General features: G+C 41.8%; 13 protein-coding genes and 1 tRNA gene. 8 read left to right on the top strand and 6 right to left on the bottom strand.

All coding sequences use genetic code 11. The features are described from left to right. Positions 1-127: 127 nt before the first annotated feature. The 5 genes from DWW81_RS02095 to nrdD all read right to left on the bottom strand — a co-directional run bounded on the left by DWW81_RS02095 (position 128) and on the right by nrdD (position 8,939). On the bottom strand, positions 128-2,053 hold the full coding sequence (locus DWW81_RS02095; protein ID WP_117897368.1) for a Helicase associated domain protein: 1,926 nt from the start codon (positions 2,051-2,053) through the stop codon (positions 128-130). Then, positions 2,054-3,658 (bottom strand): AAA family ATPase, encoded by a 1,605-nt coding sequence (locus DWW81_RS02090; protein ID WP_117897369.1) that lies wholly within the window; start codon positions 3,656-3,658, stop codon positions 2,054-2,056. A gap of 23 nt (positions 3,659-3,681) precedes the next feature. Next, positions 3,682-5,157, bottom strand: coding sequence for a DDE-type integrase/transposase/recombinase (locus DWW81_RS02085; protein ID WP_181982647.1), 1,476 nt, complete (start codon positions 5,155-5,157; stop codon positions 3,682-3,684). A gap of 634 nt (positions 5,158-5,791) precedes the next feature. After that, entirely contained in the window at positions 5,792-6,445 is a 654-nt protein-coding gene (locus tag DWW81_RS02080) for a TnsA endonuclease N-terminal domain-containing protein (protein WP_117877784.1), read from the bottom strand. Between the two features lie 319 nt (positions 6,446-6,764). After that, entirely contained in the window at positions 6,765-8,939 is a 2,175-nt protein-coding gene (gene nrdD, locus DWW81_RS02075) for an anaerobic ribonucleoside-triphosphate reductase (RefSeq protein ID WP_117897371.1), read from the bottom strand. Positions 8,940-9,296: 357 nt separating this feature from the next. Between nrdD and DWW81_RS02070 the strand changes: the two genes are divergently transcribed. Together DWW81_RS02070 and DWW81_RS02065 are read left to right on the top strand one after the other, a co-directional pair. After that, positions 9,297-9,373 (top strand) — tRNA-Arg (locus tag DWW81_RS02070). Between the two features lie 117 nt (positions 9,374-9,490). Further along, positions 9,491-10,444, top strand: a complete 954-nt coding sequence (locus DWW81_RS02065) for a GTP-binding protein (RefSeq protein ID WP_117897372.1) — start codon at positions 9,491-9,493, stop codon at positions 10,442-10,444. 396 nt (positions 10,445-10,840) lie between these two features. Here DWW81_RS02065 and DWW81_RS02060 read toward each other — a convergent pair whose 3' ends face one another. Next, complete coding sequence (locus DWW81_RS02060; RefSeq protein WP_181982646.1) at positions 10,841-13,381, bottom strand: GH25 family lysozyme; 2,541 nt, start codon at positions 13,379-13,381, stop codon at positions 10,841-10,843. Positions 13,382-13,720: 339 nt separating this feature from the next. Between DWW81_RS02060 and ypeB the strand changes: the two genes are divergently transcribed. The 6 genes from ypeB to DWW81_RS02035 all read left to right on the top strand — a co-directional run bounded on the left by ypeB (position 13,721) and on the right by DWW81_RS02035 (position 19,387). Continuing rightward, positions 13,721-15,052: a germination protein YpeB gene (ypeB, locus tag DWW81_RS02055; protein ID WP_117897374.1), complete on the top strand. Its 1,332-nt coding sequence runs from the start codon at positions 13,721-13,723 to the stop codon at positions 15,050-15,052. Positions 15,053-15,069: 17 nt separating this feature from the next. Next, complete coding sequence (rbr, locus tag DWW81_RS02050; protein WP_117897375.1) at positions 15,070-15,681, top strand: rubrerythrin; 612 nt, start codon at positions 15,070-15,072, stop codon at positions 15,679-15,681. Continuing rightward, the gene (locus DWW81_RS13180; RefSeq protein WP_181982645.1) at positions 15,671-15,823 is read left to right on the top strand and encodes a hypothetical protein; all 153 of its coding nucleotides are present in this window, start codon (positions 15,671-15,673) and stop codon (positions 15,821-15,823) included. Before rbr ends, DWW81_RS13180 begins: the two co-directional genes overlap by 11 nt. 248 nt (positions 15,824-16,071) lie before the next feature. Beyond that, positions 16,072-17,202: a cysteine desulfurase family protein gene (locus tag DWW81_RS02045; protein WP_117897376.1), complete on the top strand. Its 1,131-nt coding sequence runs from the start codon at positions 16,072-16,074 to the stop codon at positions 17,200-17,202. Between the two features lie 117 nt (positions 17,203-17,319). Beyond that, positions 17,320-18,495 (top strand): tRNA uracil 4-sulfurtransferase ThiI, encoded by a 1,176-nt coding sequence (thiI, locus tag DWW81_RS02040; protein WP_117897377.1) that lies wholly within the window; start codon positions 17,320-17,322, stop codon positions 18,493-18,495. A gap of 352 nt (positions 18,496-18,847) precedes the next feature. Next, entirely contained in the window at positions 18,848-19,387 is a 540-nt protein-coding gene (locus DWW81_RS02035; protein WP_117897378.1) for a CinA family protein, read from the top strand. The last annotated feature ends 1 nt before the right edge of the window (position 19,388 follow it).

The following is a 19,388-nucleotide window of genomic DNA, read 5'->3' as shown; positions in this document are numbered from 1 at the left end:
TTTTGTACAAGTAGTTTTACTACATTATACCACTTATTCTTTCAAAAAGCTATACATTTACCAAAAAAATATTTTGAGCAGATAACTGTCTGGCCAAAGTTATCCGCTCAAAAATTATTACAGCCTATTAAAACTTCATATTTATATCGCAAAGCTTCTTGTAGCGTTCTTCACTTAGCTTTCCTATGTTGTAGTTCCTTCTTTGCAGTACCACCCAAACGCCAAGTTTTTCACCCTCAAAAATAGTTCGTTTTGGAATATCTGAACTTCCGTTATTTTGTTGGATATATCTTTTATATTGTTCGTATCTTCTTTCCCATTCTGCAGCTAATGGATCAAGTGTTATTCCTAATGATACAAGAGCGTCTTCTTGTGATCGAGTCAGTTTACCCGCCTTATATTTGTCTCTCTGCGATTGCAACCAATTGCCTAGAAAGACACCTTTATAGTGATCACGCTTTGGTATATTGGCAGTGCCACATTCCTCTTTGTATTCACAGAGTAAGGCATACCCTTTTTCCCAAGAATCGTTTGCTTTTTTTACGATCAATGAATTACAGGCGTTGCACCTCTGACCGTCAAGGAATGCCGACGGCTTGTATTCTTGTATTCCACCGCATTTGTTGTGCTTTATTGCAATCCTAGTCCTTTGATCAACGAATTCACCTAAAACTGTGTAGTCATCCCCGACTAGATCATATACTCTTTCGGCGTATAGCTCAGTTGTCATATTTTTAGGGCGGCATACTCGACAACTCGGATATTTTATGAATTTATGGAATCTGCAACTGAATACATGTCCACAAGCCTTGCTTCGCATAGTTATTTTTGAAGACTCACTATCATAGCTAATAAATTCATAGTCTTCAAATTCTTCAAGCTTTTGCCTTACATCCCATTCATTTAACAGACTTTCACATATACACCTAACATGGTCGAATATGAATTTACGTGGTTTTATCTGTATTGTTTCACCACAGATTTTATGATGTATCTTTGATTTTATATTTAATGATCTAAATGGCTCTAGTGGCTCATAATTCCCTTTACCAGCAAAGTCTATCAGTTTTTTGTACCTTTCATCTATTAGTTTATTAGCGTCGCAATAAGTACAGCCCCAGCCCTCTGTGAGTGATGTAGGTGTTGCATAGAAGTTTTTGCCGCACTCAGCACAGTGGTATTTTTGTATAATAGGCGGAGCATTTTCAAACCGATGTATGATTTCCTGCACATTTGGAAATAGGTACATTAAAAGTGGGAGCATTGATCTAGCACTTGTACTCTGAGTACTGATAATACTTACAAGCAAGAAGTTTTTAAGATCTGCATCAAACAAAGTTACAAGTTTTGAGTCATTAAATGCAGAGATAAAATCTTCATACCCATTTGTTGCTTTATGTCCAAGTTCTTTTAACTTGTTGTATATCATATGTTTTAGATCAGCTATATTGCAGTTTGTATTTGAATTAAAAAGAGCTTGAGCATAGTCGGTGTATTCATTTTCTATAGCTATGTCTTTGATCTCTAGCTCTGTATAATGGGATAAGTCATATTCAAATTCGTGACCCTTGATGCCAGTATACTTATACAATGGGGTCTTGTGTTTGTGACAGGTGCATACGCCTGAAAGATGATGAGCCCTGTGTATATATGGTTCTCCAAATATTTCAATGTCATTTTCTATGCATTGTGGGCATATGTGTATTTCCCTTATCATCGTATTTACCGGAGCATTTAGCGGATCAGGCTTTCTAAACATATTGTTTACATATCGTGTTTGTTGTCCTACAGAGAAAAACATAGCCTCAAAAGGAAATATTGACATAGATAAGAACATTTCTTTGAGATCCTTTTGAATGAAAAAACTCTCGTTAAGACATAATAGTCCATATCGAATGTCATATTCCAGAGAGCCAATTTTGGAGTTGAATTTATTAAGATATGAGTCTGCAAAAGTTGTTATCGGCAAACCATTTTTCTTTGCCAGACGATGTATCCAGGAATACATTAATTCATCAGGATAAGGGTTTCTGTATACAGGAATAACAGGCATTTATTTGTCCTCTTTATCTATGCCAAGAAAGTTCTGCATTTGAATTACGCTTGGAGTGTTCTTTTTATGCAGATCTGATCTTGTGTGTTGCTGTTTTGTAAGCTGTTCTATTACCAATTTGCTTATTTCTCTTTCGGCCTTTCCAACTGATGATTTTTTCCTTATTACCTTTTTGAAAGCGTCTTCTATTTGTGTTGGCGTGTATTCATCATAGATAGCGGTGATGTTTGCCACAACATTTTTTATTTGTACCTTTTCCTCACTGCTGTTATTATTTAATATTTTCTCGGCTTCTTTGAGCTGTTTGGCTTCATCTTCTATTTTATCAAGCTCAAGCTTTGCATTTTCCTTTATTTCTTGCATAAGATAATCGCTAAAGTCAGAATCAAGATTTTCCAATACATCACGAAGTCCTGCGAAATGTTTGTTTGTTACAGCATATATATACTTGCTGTTTATTTCAGGCTTTTTCTTTCTGTTTAAAAAATCAATATTCATATATATGTAAATGCTGATAAGCTGGTCTACGATTCCATTTGTAACATCATACAAAGCGTCTGTTATCTCCTCTGAAACTGTAACAGGTTTATCAAACCATTGGTATCGGAAAAGTTCGTTTACAAGAAAGTAAAAGAAATTTCTGTCCGTACAATACATATTCCCATTAATGACATTGCCGACTCTTCGAGCTGTTCTGAGTGTTTTAAACATTTTGGCTTTTGCGTCTTCTGTACCCACAACAGCTGTTGCGACCTTAGTTCTGTTTGAGAGTGTAAGCAGAGAATCGAAAGAGTTTTCTCGTGTGTGCGAAAAATCTATTAGCTGTATTTCGTCGAAAATGATGATTCCAATAGCGAACTTTTCTACATATTCACGGATACGCTCTGCTTTTGCGCCTAATGTCCTTATTTTCATTATCACAGCGGAATATATGGGTTTGATATTTCCCAACGCTTTATCGATAGCGTCACCTATGCCGTCATACAAGGCAGAAAAATTGCTGTTTGGGATACAGTTGACAACAAGATATGTTATCTGAGGAAAATACTCTCCGTTTTCTGTTGTGTGCATAATAACTTGCGGATAGTATGATACAAGCATTTGTATTGCAGAGCTTTTGCCGCAGCCTGAATATCCGATAAGAGAAAAGCCTGCGTCTGTGGAAGCACTTGAATCGCCTATCAAAATATTTGATGCGGCGAATTCCTGGTTTTCCACGGAATAAGATACCTTATCATTGTCAGAATGAAGAATGTGACGTGATCTGTATGATGTTATCAAGGCATTGTAGAAAGAAAGCTCAAGCTCTGCATGAAATGGAAGCGGAAAGCGTATGCTCCTCAGAGATCTTATCTGAAGTATCTTATCAATGGTTGACATACTCTTTATTTTATCGTAATCAAAATCGGCCATAGTTTGGCTATATGACGATATGATGTTTCTTCCTGTTCTCGGATATGGTAGAGCTTCTATGTATGGATTACCAGCGTCTATTGCTAGTTTGGCTTTAACATATCGTGCAGGAACTATCCGATGTTCGTTTAGATCGTAATCATCATACTGTGACACGCCTTCTTCACATGTTACATAATTATATTTTGCCATTCGTTATCTCCCCAAGTTTGACATCAGTTGTTGTCATAAAAGTCCTGCAAAGCTTCTTCAAAGCTTGCATAATCCCGATACTCGGTCACACCGTTTTCTTTTTGTTCATCTGCTGAAATGTTTTTGGACGTTTCATCTTTGTTTTCAAGTCTTGTGCTTATCTTGCCCTCATAAGATACTTTTTGCTTGTCGATCTCACGGGAGCTTCGTATGTCCGTTGTTCGTGAGTGAACGTTTTTCTTTGCTGACTTAACGATACTCTCGTTGTTTGCATACACGGCAGAGTCTATTTTTTCGTTGTCTATCCTGCCTTTAGCCTGCATTTTCTTTTTTGCACTATAATATTCTTCATATTGTTTCATTGTAAGTCCCTTATAGTCGCTGTTGCCTGTAATGAGGACGTTTAGTGGTATCTTTACCAGCTTGGAATTTCTGATGTAGTATATGGCACCCACATCACGCATATCCATTCTCACTTCAAATGGCATACGCCTTGTGCCTGCGGCATACATCGCTGACATCAGCCGTTTATCGTTAGGTGCAAAGTACCACAAGCCTTTGTAGCTTATGCCTCGCTTTGATATCTTGGCTTTGATAGGCGTCATCAGGCTATAAAGGTATTGTTTAAGAACAGGTATCGGCTGCGGCATTCCATATTTTTTTGAACCGTATTCCCACAATATTGCAGGAACAGGAGCTATGTTCTTTTCTATCATTTCTTTTGTGAGAGGGTATGTTTCAAGGTGCTGCTGATTATGTGCTAACACAAAGTTTATCACCATTCGGGTGTAATCGTGTATGGTGAGAGAGGCTTCTTTGTGATGAAGAGAATCATATCTTTTCTCGATAAGTCCATGATTTTCGAGGTGAACATTCTGCTTGGCGTGCATTTGATGAAAGGCTTGCTCAACAACGCCCTTGAGAGAGCCTGACGCACCGCTGACTATTTGTTTTTCAATTCCGATCTCGTTGCATATTCTGTCAAACTCATAGCTTTTAAATTCGCTTCCACGGTCCACTCTTATTCTTTTTGGGATAATGCCTGACGGCCATAGCCTTTTATCATTAAATTCAATACCGTATTTTTTACAATATTCCAGCTTATCGTCAGCTAGATTCAAAAACAGATTTGTTATGCCGAGAATAGAGTTATTGTCAAATGCAACTGACACCGCAAGTATTATCCTAGAATATACGTCTATCATAAAATACACGATAGGGCGGCCTATTGCCTGATCAGGGTCAAGCTCAGATACCAGAGAAACATCAGCCTCACAAGCGTCTATCTCTACCATATCCGCAGGTCCATAAACGTCTTTCAATGAATCGCTTATGAGAAGTCTTTTGTTGTTCCGCTGTTCAGCGGCAGAGGTTTTTATCAGATCTTTTTCTGCCTTTGTCAGGTGTTTTTGAGCGTAATAGTAAAACTGACCCAACGTTGGACGTTCTGACTCAGGCATAAGGATATATGATGATACTCCGTCAATGAGTTCTGTCATTGTGTAATATTTCATATTCATTTTTTGAAATGAATTGCGTAATGTCTTTTGTCTTCCAGACTTGTAATCTGCTAATGCTTCTTCAAATCTTGATAGTGTTTGTTCGTCTAAATATATATTTGATTCAACATATTTGGACTTCTGTCCCGGTTTATTTGTGTACTGATATGTTTTGCCTTTGTTGACGCCAAAACTCTTTTTGTCAAGCAGGGAATATGGTTTCATACCGCTTTGAAAGTATCTGGTACATAGCCTCCAAAAAGAGTTCTTCGCAATATCATATTTGTTCAAGAGCTCTTTTAATTCTGGTTTGTCATGTTTTCCATAGAGTCTTGCATATGACGGGCCATATATGTTTACAACTTCCTGTAAGAGCTTAAATTTGGTTTCAAACTTTTTTCTTGCTGATTTTGAAAGAACATTACTATCAAATATTATTGCATCTTCATCTTTTTCAATGATAATGCTTTCATCATTGATACTATCTGTTACCATTTCGATATCAAAAAAGGCTAATTCAAATTTTGATGTATCCATTAAACATAAGACCACAGTATCACCAAGGATAGAGATCACTCTATATCTAGTATGATTATATTTGTTAGATAAGATATTGCCCACGGCAAAAATTGGCTCATTCATTGCAGTATTCACCCCATATTTTATCCAGATCGTCATTGGTTAGAATGTTGTCTTCCATATCGCAGCTGATCTTTTTCGTGGCGATATTATGTCTTATGTTACTATATCTATCAAAAACACGGCTTTCGTCATAATATTCTGTGACAAGCCTTATATTTGACGCCAATATCGTGTTAACGTCCTCTTTGAAAAGCATATCAAACTCAATATTGTTGTGTTTCCAGTAGAGCTTTTCTATACAGAGAATTTCCAAGGTACGCTTGCTTAGGTCACGGTCGGGTTTCACAGAATATGCGTGCAGTTTATTATTTTTCTTTGTGACAAGGAAATCGGTTGTCATAATATGATCAGAATTTCCTGGGTGTTTAAAACCATATTTGTCAGCGATCTTGCGTGTGATATTTCGGTCAAGAGGGTATTGTTCCCGAATATCTATATTATTATCGTCCCAGCGGAGAATGTAGTACCATAAAGCTTCTGCCTGTGACAGGCAATGAACGCCACGTCCTGTTTTCCAATCCTTAATGACGGAAGTTGTCCCCAAGCTATTGAACTCATTGGTCATAACATATGGTTTATACGTTGCGCCCTCGCCGGATCCTTGTCCCCTTGCCAGTTTCGTTGCTCTGGATATACGTTTGCTCATATATTCACCCCACGAAAAAAAGAGCGGTCATGCGCAATGCATGATCGCTCTTCACTGTCGCACTAAAAGAAATCCATTTATATTTTTAAAATGACTTGTGCTATTCGATATTTTCTAACTAAATAATAACAAATCATGCATAAAAATATGATAACTTTTAGCGAATATTTTGTGAACTTTTAAATATATTCCATTTTAAATTCAAACTCGAGTTTGTGAATAATATATTAATGTTCCATTTTAAAATCAAAATCGTGTTTGTGAATTTTCTGTTAATGTTCCATTTTAAATTCAAAATTCACATGAGTTTTTTATGAAATCACAAATGCAAAACTCTCTCTTTTATCTCTTGAGTCCTGCCCTGATTCCAGAACTGTGTGCCGATGTAGCCGCAGGTACGCCTTGCAACGTTCAGAGTGTTCTGATCTCTGTTGCCGCAGTTCGGACACTCCCATACAAGCTTGCCGTCATCTTCTACTATCTTTATCTCACCGTCAAAACCGCACTTCTGACAGTAGTCGCTCTTTGTGTTAAGCTCGGCATACATGATGTTGTCGTAAATATGCTGCATAACTGCAAGAACAGCCTCTATGTTGTTCTGCATATTCGGCACTTCCACATAGCTGATAGCTCCTCCCGGTGAGAGAGCCTGGAACTGTGACTCAAAGGTGAGCTTGTCAAATGCGTCGATGTTCTCGGTAACATGGATATGATAGCTGTTTGTGATGTAGTTTCTGTCTGTTACACCCTCGATAACACCGAAACGCTTCTGCAAACATCTTGCAAATTTGTATGTTGTGGACTCCAATGGCGTGCCGTAAAGGCTGAAATCTATGTTTGTTTCTGCTCTCCACTTTGTGCAGGCGTCATTAAGGTGCTGCATAACTTCAAGTGCAAAAGGCGTTGCTGAAGGGTCTGTGTGTGACTTGCCCGTCATGTATCTTACGCATTCGCAAAGACCTGCATAGCCAAGTGATATGGTGGAATATCCGCCGAACAGGAGCTTGTCGATTGTTTCGCCCTTTTTAAGTCTTGCCAATGCACCGTTCTGCCAAAGGATAGGCGCAACGTCTGACGGAGTGCCTTTAAGTCTTTCGTGACGAAGCATAAGCGCACGTCTGCAAAGCTCAAGTCTTTCATCAAATATCTTCCAGAACTTATCCATATCCTTATATGACGAGCAGGCAACGTCCACAAGGTTTATTGTAACAACGCCCTGATTGAATCTGCCGTAATATTTAGGCTTGCCGTTTTCGTCAAGATATGTTGTAAGGAAGCTTCTGCAGCCCATGCAAGGGTAGCACTGACCATTGCCATTCTTGTCTACCTTAAGCTCCTTCATTTTCTTTTCGCTTATATAGTCAGGCACCATTCTCTTTGCGGTACACTTTGCAGCAAGCTTTGTAAGCTCCCAATATTTTGAGCCTTCTCTTATGTTGTCCTCTTCAAGGACATATATTAGCTTAGGGAACGCAGGTGTTATATAAACGCCCTTTTCGTTCTTTACTCCTTGGATACGCTGTCTGAGCATTTCCTCTATGATAGCCGCAAGGTCATCTCTTGTCTGCCCCTCAGGTACTTCGTCAAGATACATGAAAACAGTAACGAAAGGTGCTTGGCCATTTGTTGTCATAAGAGTGATGACCTGATACTGTATCATCTGAACGCCCTGAACTATCTCAGCCTTTACTCTCATTTCGGCTACCTTATTTATAGTATCCTCGTCGGCAGGGATATTAAGCTCTGCGAACTCTTTTTTTACCTCACGGCGGTATTTATCACGGGATATCTGAACGAACGGAGCAAGGTGGGAAAGTGTGATACTCTGTCCGCCATACTGTGAAGAAGCTATCTGAGCGATAGATTGTGTAGCGATATTGCAGGCTGTAGAGAAGCTGTGTGGCTTTTCTATCATGACCTCGCTTATGACAGTGCCGTTCTGGAGCATATCCTCAAGATTTACAAGACAGCAGTTGTGCATATGCTGAGCGAAATAATCGGCGTCGTGGAAATGTATCAGACCTTTTTCGTGAGCCTCAACAATATCGTCAGGAAGCAAAAATCTTCTTGTGATATCCTTGCTCACTTCACCTGCCATATAATCCCTCTGAACTGAATTGACAGTAGGGTTCTTATTGGAATTTTCCTGCTTGACTTCCTCGTTCTCGAAGTTAAGAAGAGAAAGTATCTGCTTGTCAGTAGTATTCGCCTGTCTGACGATAGAACGCTCATAGCGGTAGGTGATATAATGCTTTGCCACTGTATACTTGCCGTGGCGCATGATATCGGCTTCCACCCAGTCCTGAATAGTTTCAACGTCCATAGCCCTATTCATTTCAGAGCATTTGTCTTCTATATTCTGTGCTATCTCTCCTATCTCTCCCTCAGAGAGCCTATCCTTTTCCTCCACAGTGATATTAGCTTTCGCAACGGCATTTTCTATCTTTTCCTTATCGAACGTATTCTCAGCGCCGCTTCTTTTTATTATCTTCACCTATACTCTTCCTTTCATTCTATTTTGCTCAACCACTATATATTGTGGTTGACTTCTTTTATCACAACATAATATTGAACATTTACTATTATACCACAATCAGAATATAAGTCAAGGGCATAGAATGATAAATAATCTACAAAAATTTCGGTTAAAAACAGAGCAGTTTGCCGAAAAAGTATTACAAATGATTACAAACACTTGATTGACAAAAAGTGTGAAAAACAATGGCATTTAAAGGAATGATAAAGGTGTGAAGCGGCAAGAAATGATGTGAATGTTTTGTAAAATAAATGGTAAAATTCAATTAACTTGTTGACAAGGGTGCTTGCATATGATATAATATTAGAGTTGAATGCGCCAGTAGCTCAGCTGGATAGAGTGACTGGCTACGAACCAGTAGGTCGGGGGTTCGAGTCCCTTCTGGCGCACCAGGTCACTTGTAGTGACTGGCATAGCACGTCTTACAATTTGTAAGGCGTGTTTTTTATTTCTCTCATTGCAAAAGCCTTGCTAATGTGATATAATATGACCATTAGGAGGCATTAACTATGAAAACAGAGAAAAAGAAAACCAAGGTAGACCTTGTGACGGGGTTTCTCGGAGCAGGGAAGACCACTTTTATAAAAAAATATGCCCGTTATCTTTTGGATAAGGGCTGTAAAATTGGCGTGTTGGAGAATGATTTCGGTGCAGTGAATGTGGATATGCTTCTTTTGCAGGAGCTTTTGGACGAGAATTGCGACCTTGAAATGGTCTCGGCGGCTGATAAGGATTGCCACAGACGGCGTTTTAAGACTAAGCTTATCGCTATGGGTATGCGTGGCCTTGACAGGGTCATTGTGGAGCCGTCAGGTATCTATGAAGCTGACGAGTTCTTTGACGTGCTCAGAGAAGAACCTCTTGATAATTGGTATGAGATAGGAAGCGTAATAACTATTGCAGATGCCTGCCTTGATACCAACTTGTCGGAAGCTTCTGATTATCTTCTTGCTTCTCAGCTTTCGGAAGCAGGCATAGTTCTCATGAGCAGATGTCAGGAAGCCACAAAGCAGGAGCTTGAGGATACTCTAAAACACCTTGAAGCCGTGCAGAAAAAGTTCCATTGCCACAGAATGACTAAGCCTGAGATAATAATGAAAGACTGGTCGGAGCTTACAGATGAAGATATGGGAAGGATAGCCAACAGCGGCTATGAGCCCGATTCCCACGAAAAGCTGTGGTTCGACCAAGATAAAGCTTATACCTCTTTGTATTTTATGAATATGAAGCTTCCTGACAATGCTATGGAAGATGCTGTGAGCAGGCTTATGAGCGACAGCAAGTGCGGAAGGATATTCCGTGTAAAAGGCTTTATGCAAAACGCTGAGGGCAAGTGGCTTGAGCTTAACGCCACCCACAAGAACATCACTGTTAAGCCTATAGAGCGAGGTCAGGCGGTGTTTATCGTCATTGGCGAAGGGCTTGACAAAGAGCATATCGACGGCTATTTTGTGCCTGCATAGTGTCAAGATATTGTAAAATAAATGCGGAATGTATTGTATATAAGCTTGGATAGTGATATGATAATTGCGGGTTATAATTACACATTTTAAAGAGCGGTGCAAGTGTATCTCATGCTGCAATGTACGGCGTAAAATGCCCGTCACGTCCCCTTGACATTTCGTCTGCAATCTTATTTATGTTATCCGCACAATGTTGCTCTGCACAAATTCCGGATAATTCAAATCTTGTCGCTTCGAGCGGGCTGTTGAGGGCGCCAGCCCCTACAATAATGTTGTGCGGATATTGAAAATTGTGCAAAAAAGGGACGACCCAAGGTCGCCCCTCATTTTTATTCAGCGGTGCAAATTTGTATCATATCACAATGTATGGCGTAAAATGCCCGTCACGGCGAGTGACTATTTAACCGTCTTTTCAGTATAAGCACCATAATAGTTCACACCATTGTATTTTCTGTATGCCCTTATTTTGAATGTTTTAGTGCCTGACAGATTTTTTGCAGTGTAGCTTTTGCCTGATGTTGTGGCGAGCTTCTTCCAACTGCGTCCTGACTTAACATATATCTCATATCCTGTGGCTTTTGATACCTTGTTCCATGCAAGTGAGATTTTGCTTCCCGAACGCTTTGCCGTTTTGACAGTGACGTTTGCAGGAAGCGTGCAGGTGACCACCTGTGCAGGCTTGCTGTATTGCATAACATTGTCGCTTACATAATATGCCTTTACTCTGTATGTGTACATAGTGCCTGATGACTTGCCTGAGTTGGTGTAGTATGGATAAGCGTTGTCGCCAAGTTTCCTGTAGCTGTCGGTAGTGCCTATCCACTGATAAACGCTGTAGCCTGATACCCCATTCATGCTTTTCCATGTGATAGTGTTGGAGCTTGATGTGTTCGCTGATGAGGAAAGCCCTTCAGGTGTGTTTGCAGGACGAATGGTGATGTCCTTTTCAGTGTAGTCACCGTAGTAGTTTATGTAGTTATAATTTCTTATGGCTCTCACTCTGAAACGATAAGCTGTGTTCTGTGAAAGATCGCTTGCAGTGTAGCTTGTTCCCGAAAGGGTGGAGAGCGTTTTCCATGTTCCGTTTGTGTACATCTCTACCTGATAGCCTGTAGCCTTTGATACCTTGTTCCAGTTGAGTGTAATGGAATCAACGTCAGTGGAGCAAAGAGAGAACGATACGTTTGCAGGAAGAGTGCAGGTGGTAAACTCAGAGGAATATGCACCCTCGATACGCTGTCCGTCAACAGTGTTGAATGCCCTTACCTTGTATCTGTACATCGTGCCTGAGCTTTTCTTTGAGTTTGTGAACTTTGTGGACGTGGTCGTGCCTATTAGCTTGTAGCTGTCGGTAGTACCTATCCACTGATAGATCTCATAGCCTTCCGCTTTTTTGGAAGCGTTCCATGTTATGGTGTTTGATGTAGAAGTGTTTGAAGTGCTTCTTATGCCTGTTACTGCACTTGGTATGTCAGTGACCTCAGCGTTTACATATGTGTAGCCACCGTTGTAGTATACGCCACTGTAATTTCTTCTCGCCTTTACCCTGAACATATTAACGCCGTTCTGTGTGATACCATTCACCTTGTATGAAAGGCTTGAAGTTGTGCCGACCTGCTTCCATGCACCGTTCACATAATGCTCCACGATGTAGTCGGTCGCCTTTGAAACTTTGTTCCAGCTAATGGTGACAGAAGTTCCCCTTGCAGAAGCGGATATCTTTGAGATGTTCGCAGGAAGCGTGCAGGTGGTGAAAACATCAGAGTAATCGCCGTAAACACGCTTGCCTGAAGCGTCACTGTAGGCTCTCACCATGTATTTGTACATAGTGCCTGTGGACTTGTTGGAGTTTGTAAAATATGTATTCTTTGTATCCCCTATTTTTTTCTTGTTAGGGTCGCTAGGGCTTGTTCCCTGATAGACCTCATAGCCTGTTGCGTCAGAAGCGCCGTTCCAGGCAAATGAGTTGGAGGTGGAGGTGTTTGCCACTGAGATAAGGTCGGACACATAAAGTGGAAGCTTGCCCGAATACCATACATTCACGTCAGTGTAGGCTGAAATGCCTGAAACAGTACCGCTTCCTGAATATTGCCACATATCCATGCGTTGGTCATAATTGGTGTTGCTTGTGTAGTGAGCCAGCCATATAGGATATTTCTTGCCAAGCCCTGCTCCGTCAATGTAGTAGTTTAGCCATGTGTAGTTTGCATAAACACCTGCGCTGTAGCCCGACTTTATGATAGTGTCGCAAAAAGCTGTGCAAAGAGCGGTCTTTTGAGCCTTGGAAAGCCCTGCGCTGTCAAGTCTGCCGGTGTCATAGTCAACAGACTCGATATCGTAATAAACAGGCATTTGCAGAGAATATCCCTTTATCCTGTCAAGAACGAACTTAGCTTCCTCCTGAGCCTCGGCTGTTGTTATCGCCTGAGTGTAGAAGTATACGCCAACTTTAAGCCCTGCCTTGGCAGCACCGTCAAGATAGGTCTTGAACTTAGGGTCTTCCACAAGCGTTCCTGCACTGCCATAGCCACGGTAGCCTACTCTTATGATAACAAATTCCACACCGCTGTTTTTGACCTTTTTCCAATCTATGTTGCCCTGATAATAGGAAACGTCAATGCCATAGACCTTTGAAACACCGCTGAATCTGTTTTGATGAGTAAGACTGTCAGCCCCCCACAGAGCAGACATTGTCATAATGCCGTATGGATCGTTGTTTTCAAGATATTTATGATACTCAGGGTCGTCCTCAGTGACAGGCTCTAAAAGACTATCAGCCTCCATATTGCCTGTAGCATATTCAGGCTTTGATACCTGGATATCATTTGAAAGCTCACTTGACGCAATGCTTTCCTCTGCCGCATACACGAATGGAACAGACTGAGCCATTATTGCCGCTGACAAAACCACGCCAGTCAGCTTTGGAATAAATTTCATAATTTCCTCCCGTAGAAACGTAGGCAGAGTTAACATTTTTTCTGCCATTTTACACGATAATTTTTACACACCCTTTATTATAGCCCTTTTTCAGCGCATTGTCAAATTTGCGATTATACAAATAAATACAATTCAGGAATTTTAAAGTTAAATCATTGCACTTATTTTGAGATTTATGTAATAATAAGTAAACAAAGATGTTCATGATACACAAGATTAGGAAAGAAATTTTGTGTATCATGATATGCCTGAAATGGCACTGCAAGGCACAGTTAATGAGAATAATCAGCATTTTAGCTGGCATAATAATGGAGAAAAAAGAAAAGGAGAGCATAAAAAATGGATATATCAAAGCGAAACGCAGTTAGGATAGTGTCTTTCACAGTGGCTGTCGTGGGTGTGCTTGCGGTGAGAAATATACAACTTATGAGCAGTGAGAAAAGGGCGTTGCGTAGTGTGAACTACACCTATTCAAGAGCCATGGGCGACCTGTGCGACGCAGTAGAGAACGTGAGCGACACTCTTGAAAAGGAGCTTTATGCAGGCTCAGGAAAAATGCACCAGTCACTTGCGGTGAAGCTTTACAGAGAAGCGTCCTCAGCAAAGGCGGCTCTGGCACAGCTTCCCATAGAAGAGCTGCAGCTTGAAAACACCTACAAATTTCTCTCACAGGTAGGAAACTACTCCATGGCAGTGAGCGAGAGGCTCATGAACGGCGAGGAGATAACAGACGAGGAGTATGAGAACATATCCTCGCTCTATGACTTTTCCAAAGAACTTTCCGAGGATATGTGGGAGCTTGAAAGCTCAGTGAACAGCGGTGAGATAGCCCTCACCCAAACAGGTTCACAGCAGAGCGACCCGCCCACAGTGACAGAGGGCTTCTCAGACTTTGAGGGAAGCTTTGAAAGCTATCCAAGCCTTATTTATGACGGCCCATTCTCAGACAATATCATGGAGCGTACCCCACGCATGACATCTGAAGCAGAGAACGTTTCACAGACCAAAGCCCTTGAACGCTGTTCCCTGGGGCTTAACATGAACTCCACAGTGTTCACAGATGTCTCAGAGGTAGAGGGCAAAATGCCATGCTGGAGATTTTCAAACGAGGATAAGACGGTGGCTTGCGAGGTGACAAAGCAGGGCGGATATATCTCATATTTTCTCAAAAGCCGTATCAGCGAAAGCACAGAGCTTACAAACGAGCAGGGCGTAAAGGCAGCGGAGGATTTTCTCGATGACCTCGGCATACTGTCCATGAAAACCACCTACTATGAGAATATCGACAACGTTCTCACAGTAAATTTCGCCTACAACGACCTTGACGTGTGCTGTTACACCGACCTTATAAAGGTATCAGTAGCAATGGACGACGGTGAGATATTAGGCTTTGACGCAAAGGGCTTTTTGGTGAACCATTATGACAGAGATATCCCCGAAGCGGAAATATCACAAAGCCGAGCAAAAGAGAGCGTTTCCCCACGCCTTGAAATAGTATCCGGCAGGCTTGCACTTATCCCTACCGACGGTTTGGAGGAGAAGCTGTGTTATGAGTTCAGGTGCAGGGCAGAAAACGGCAGGAACGTGCTTGTATATATAAACGCACAGACCGCTGAGGAGGAGCAGATACTCATTCTTGTGGAAAGCAAGTCAGGAACACTGACTGTATAAAGTAGGAGGATAAAAAAATGTCAGATTTCAGAAATTCAAAGACAAAGGATAACCTTATGAGAGCTTTTGCAGGGGAAAGTCAGGCAAGAAACCGCTACACAATGGCGGAAGAAAAGGCAAGACAGCAGAAGCTTTATGTGCTTGCCGACCTGTTCAAATTCACAGCCGATCAGGAGAAAGTTCACGCAAAGATATTCTATGAGCATCTCAAAGAGCTGTCAGGAGAGAGCGTGTTTGTTGACGGCGGTTATCCTGTGGATATCTCAGAAGATATGTGTACCTTGCTTGGTATGGCAGACCACAACGAGCGTCAGGAATCAGATGATGTTTACCCTGCGTTTGCTGAGGTCGCAAGGCAGGAGGGCTATGGAAAGATAGCGCAGGACTTTACGAATATCGCCAAGATAGAGAATGTTCACGGCAAGCGTTTTTCGGCATTTGGCAAGCTTATGAAAGAGGAAAAGCTGTTCTCTTCCTCCCAGTCTGAAACGTGGGTATGCTTGAACTGCGGTTATATCGTGGAGGGCACACAAGCCCCTGAGAGGTGTCCTGTTTGCGGAGAAGCTCAGGGATATTATATCAGGCTGTCAATGGCGTCATGGGGAAGTAATTGTAACTGTGATAAATAGTGTTCTGTGCGGTGCGGCTGAAAATGCCGTGCCGCATTTGTATGTGAATTTGGGGTTTTGGCGAATTGGTTATCACGCAAACCTTGATAACCTTACAAATCTCGGTAGTTCGCCCGTTTCGTTCACTCACTCAACTTTGTAAAAAAATCCTTACCTTGGAACTTCCCCGAAACGGGACGTCGGGGGCGCCGTCCCCTACATTTTGGTTTCAAGTTCTACTGTCGCAAAATCGCTTCGCTCGGTGTTTTCTCTGCTTTGTATTGGCTTCTTTCTCTGTTCGGCTGTGTCATTCCTCACTCCTCACTTAATACCGCTCCGCTATTTGCATTATTCACAATTATATGTTATAATAAAAATAATTGCGATAAAACATGAAAGGACTTGTGATAATTGATATATCTTGATAATGCCGCCACCACAAAACCTTGTGATGAAGCTAAAGCGGCTGTAATGAAAGGCTTGGAGGTCTTCGGAAACCCCTCTTCTCTGCACAGAGCAGGTCTTGACGCTGAGCTTCTTGTTTCTGACGCTCGTGAGATCATTGCCGACGCTCTCGGTGTTACCCCTGATGAGGTCTATTTCACTTCAGGCGCTACTGAAAGCAACAATACCGCTATTTTCGGGGCTTACAAGGCTCACGGAAAACGTAAAAAGCGTGTTGTCATATCCTCTGTTGAACACCCTGCTGTGAAAAATCCTGCCCAGGAGCTTGAAGATATGGGCTGTGAGGTCATAAGGATATCACCTGATGAGAACGGCGAGATAAACGCCCGTGATATTTTTGCCGCTGTGAACGAGGACACTTTCCTTGTTAGCTGTATGCTTGTGAACAACGAAAACGGCTACATACTCCCTGTGGAAAAGGCTTTTTCTATGATAAAGAAAAAGTATCCCCAGGTGCTTACTCATTGCGACTGCGTTCAGGGATTTATGAAAATTCCTGTGAAAGCCAAAAAGCTGAATGCCGATATGATATCCCTCAGCGGTCATAAAATATATGCTCCAAAGGGCATCGGTGCGCTGTATGTGAAAAAGGGCATTCACATACCGCCTTTTATGCTTGGGGGAGGACAGGAAAAAGGCTTTCGTTCGGGTACTGAGTCAGTGCCGCTCATATGCGGTTTCGGTGCGGCGGTGAAAAAGCTTGCGCCGAATGTTTCTGCGAACTTTGAAAAGGCGGCTGACATCCAAGCCTATCTCATAGAAAAGTGTAACGAAAACGGCGATGTTTTCGTAAATTCACGAAAAGGCGGCTCGCCTTATGTCACAAGCATTGCCGTCAATGGGTTAAAGTCCGAAGTGCTTCTCCACTATCTTGAAAAGCGTGAGATATATGTTTCAAGCGGCTCAGCCTGCTCAAAGGGCAAGAAAAGCTCTGTGCTAAAAGAGTTCAGATATCCCGAGCAGAGCCTTGACTCCACTATCAGGATAAGCTTTAGCATCGACACCACAAAGGCGGATATCGACGCTCTTATGGAGGGCATAAAGTCTGCACAGAATGACCTGTGCAGGGTAAGGTAAAACACGCAAACAAATGTTTTGTACTATTTATAAAGGGAAACGGCGAAAAAGGTCGCTTTTGACAGGTTTTTGACGAGGACTTTTTTGTGCAGTTTTCGTAAAGAAAGGATAAAATTTATGAAAGAAATCATTCTCTGCAAATATGGCGAGATAGCTCTGAAAGGTCTTAACAAATCAAGCTTCGAGAGCATGATGACAAAGAGCGTAAAAAGAAGACTTAAAAGCTGCGGACAGTTCAGCGTATCAAAGGCGCAGTCCACATTGTATGTTGAGCCGCTTAATGATGACAGCGATGTTGACATGGCGGTGGAAAAGCTGTCGAAAATTTTCGGTATCGTTAAGCTCTGTCGCTGCTGCGTTTTGGAAAAGGATATGGACGAGATACTCACAAAGTCACTTGACTATATCGAGGACGAAATGGAAACTGCGAGAACTTTCAAGGTGGACGCAAAGCGTTCAGATAAGAAGTTCCCATTCAAGTCCCCTGAGATATGTATAGAAATGGGCGGAAAGATACTTGAAAGATTTCCACACCTTAAAGTTGACGTTCACGATCCTGACGTTGTAGTAACAGTGGAGATAAGAGAAACCAACGCTTATGTTCACGCAGGCTCTATCGAGGGTGCAGGCGGAATACCTGTCGGCTCAAGCGGAAAGGCAATGCTTCTTCTCTCAGGCGGTATAGATTCGCCTGTTGCAGGCTATATGATGGCAAAGCGTGGTGCGATAATAACCGCTATCCACTTTGAAGCTCCGCCGTATACTTCCGACAGAGCGAAGATGAAAGTTGAAAAGCTTGCCAAGATAATCACTGCTTACTGCGGTGATATCAACTTCTTCTGCGTGCCTTTTACGGAGATCCAGGAGCTTCTGAGAGATAATTGCCCTGAGGAGCTTTTCACTATCCTGATGAGAAGACTTATGATGGAGATAGCACAGAGAATATGCGAGAAAGAGGATATCCAAGCCCTTGTCACAGGAGAGAGCCTTGGTCAGGTAGCGAGCCAGACTATGTATGCAATGGTCTGCACAGACGCCGCTTGCCGTATGCCTGTATTCAGACCATGCGTTGGTATGGACAAATCTGAGATAGTGGAGATAGCAAGAAAGATAGATACTTTTGATACCTCTATCCTCCCTTATGAGGATTGCTGTACAGTTTTCACGCCAAAGCACCCTAAGACAAGACCTAACCTTGCAGACGTTGAAGCCGCTCAGAACGCTTTCGATTGGGAGCCTTATATCCAGAAAGCTATCGAGGGAACAAAGCCTTATCTTATCAAAAACGCATAGCGTATTTTCATGGCGTACACCCGTTGTATGGTGTCTGTGAAAAGGTTACAAACGGGTTAAAACTGTAACAGCTTGTAGCTTAATTGTACGCTTTTTTGTACCCGAATATTGTGTCTTTCCATGGTGAAAAATGCCGAAAAGCCCCGAATTTTCAGGGCTTTTCTTTGCGTCCGAAAGGGTGTTGAACGGGCTTGCTAATAATGAAAAATCAGTAATTTGGTAACAAAAGTGTAACATCTGTTTGCAGAATTTGCTATTTACATTGGTTTTTGAAAATCGTCGAATTAACAAAATGGACAAAAAGAGCCGATTTTTTATGTGCAATATATAACTAAAAGGGGTGATTATTACTATGAAATTTGCTGAAGGTGACAAAGTGGTTACAGATAGTATTGACATAGTTACAAAAAGTGTAGTAAAATATATGATAAAGAGCGGTCGGAAGCTGTGTACTGCGGAAAGCTGTACAGGCGGAATGATAAGCCAGACGATCACTTCCGTTTCGGGAGCGTCGGAAATGTTCCTCGGCGGTGCTTGCACCTATACGGAGGAAATAAAGATGAAGCTTCTGAACGTGAAAAGGGAAACGCTGGAGCAGTATACTGTTTATTCTGAGCAGACAGCCAGTGAGATGAGCAAGGGTGCGCTGAAGCTTTTCGGTGCAGATTGTGCAGTGGCTGTTACTGGTATAGCAGGACCAAGCGGCGGCTCTCAGGAAAAGCCTGTGGGAACTGTATATGTTTCAGTGAGAAGTCGTCAGAAAGAAATAGTCAGACGGCTTGAGCTTTATAAAGAATATGAGAATTTGGACAGAAGAAAGATCCGTATGCTTACAACAGAAACGGCACTGAGAATGGTGCTTGAGCTGTATGAACAAAAGGCGGAGGCTTGAA

This window comes from Ruminococcus sp. AF17-1AC (genome assembly GCF_003461385.1).
GTDB lineage: Bacteria > Bacillota > Clostridia > Oscillospirales > Ruminococcaceae > Hominimerdicola > Hominimerdicola aceti.
Note: the sequence above shows the minus strand (reverse complement) of the source record. Positions and strands in the feature narration are given on the sequence as shown.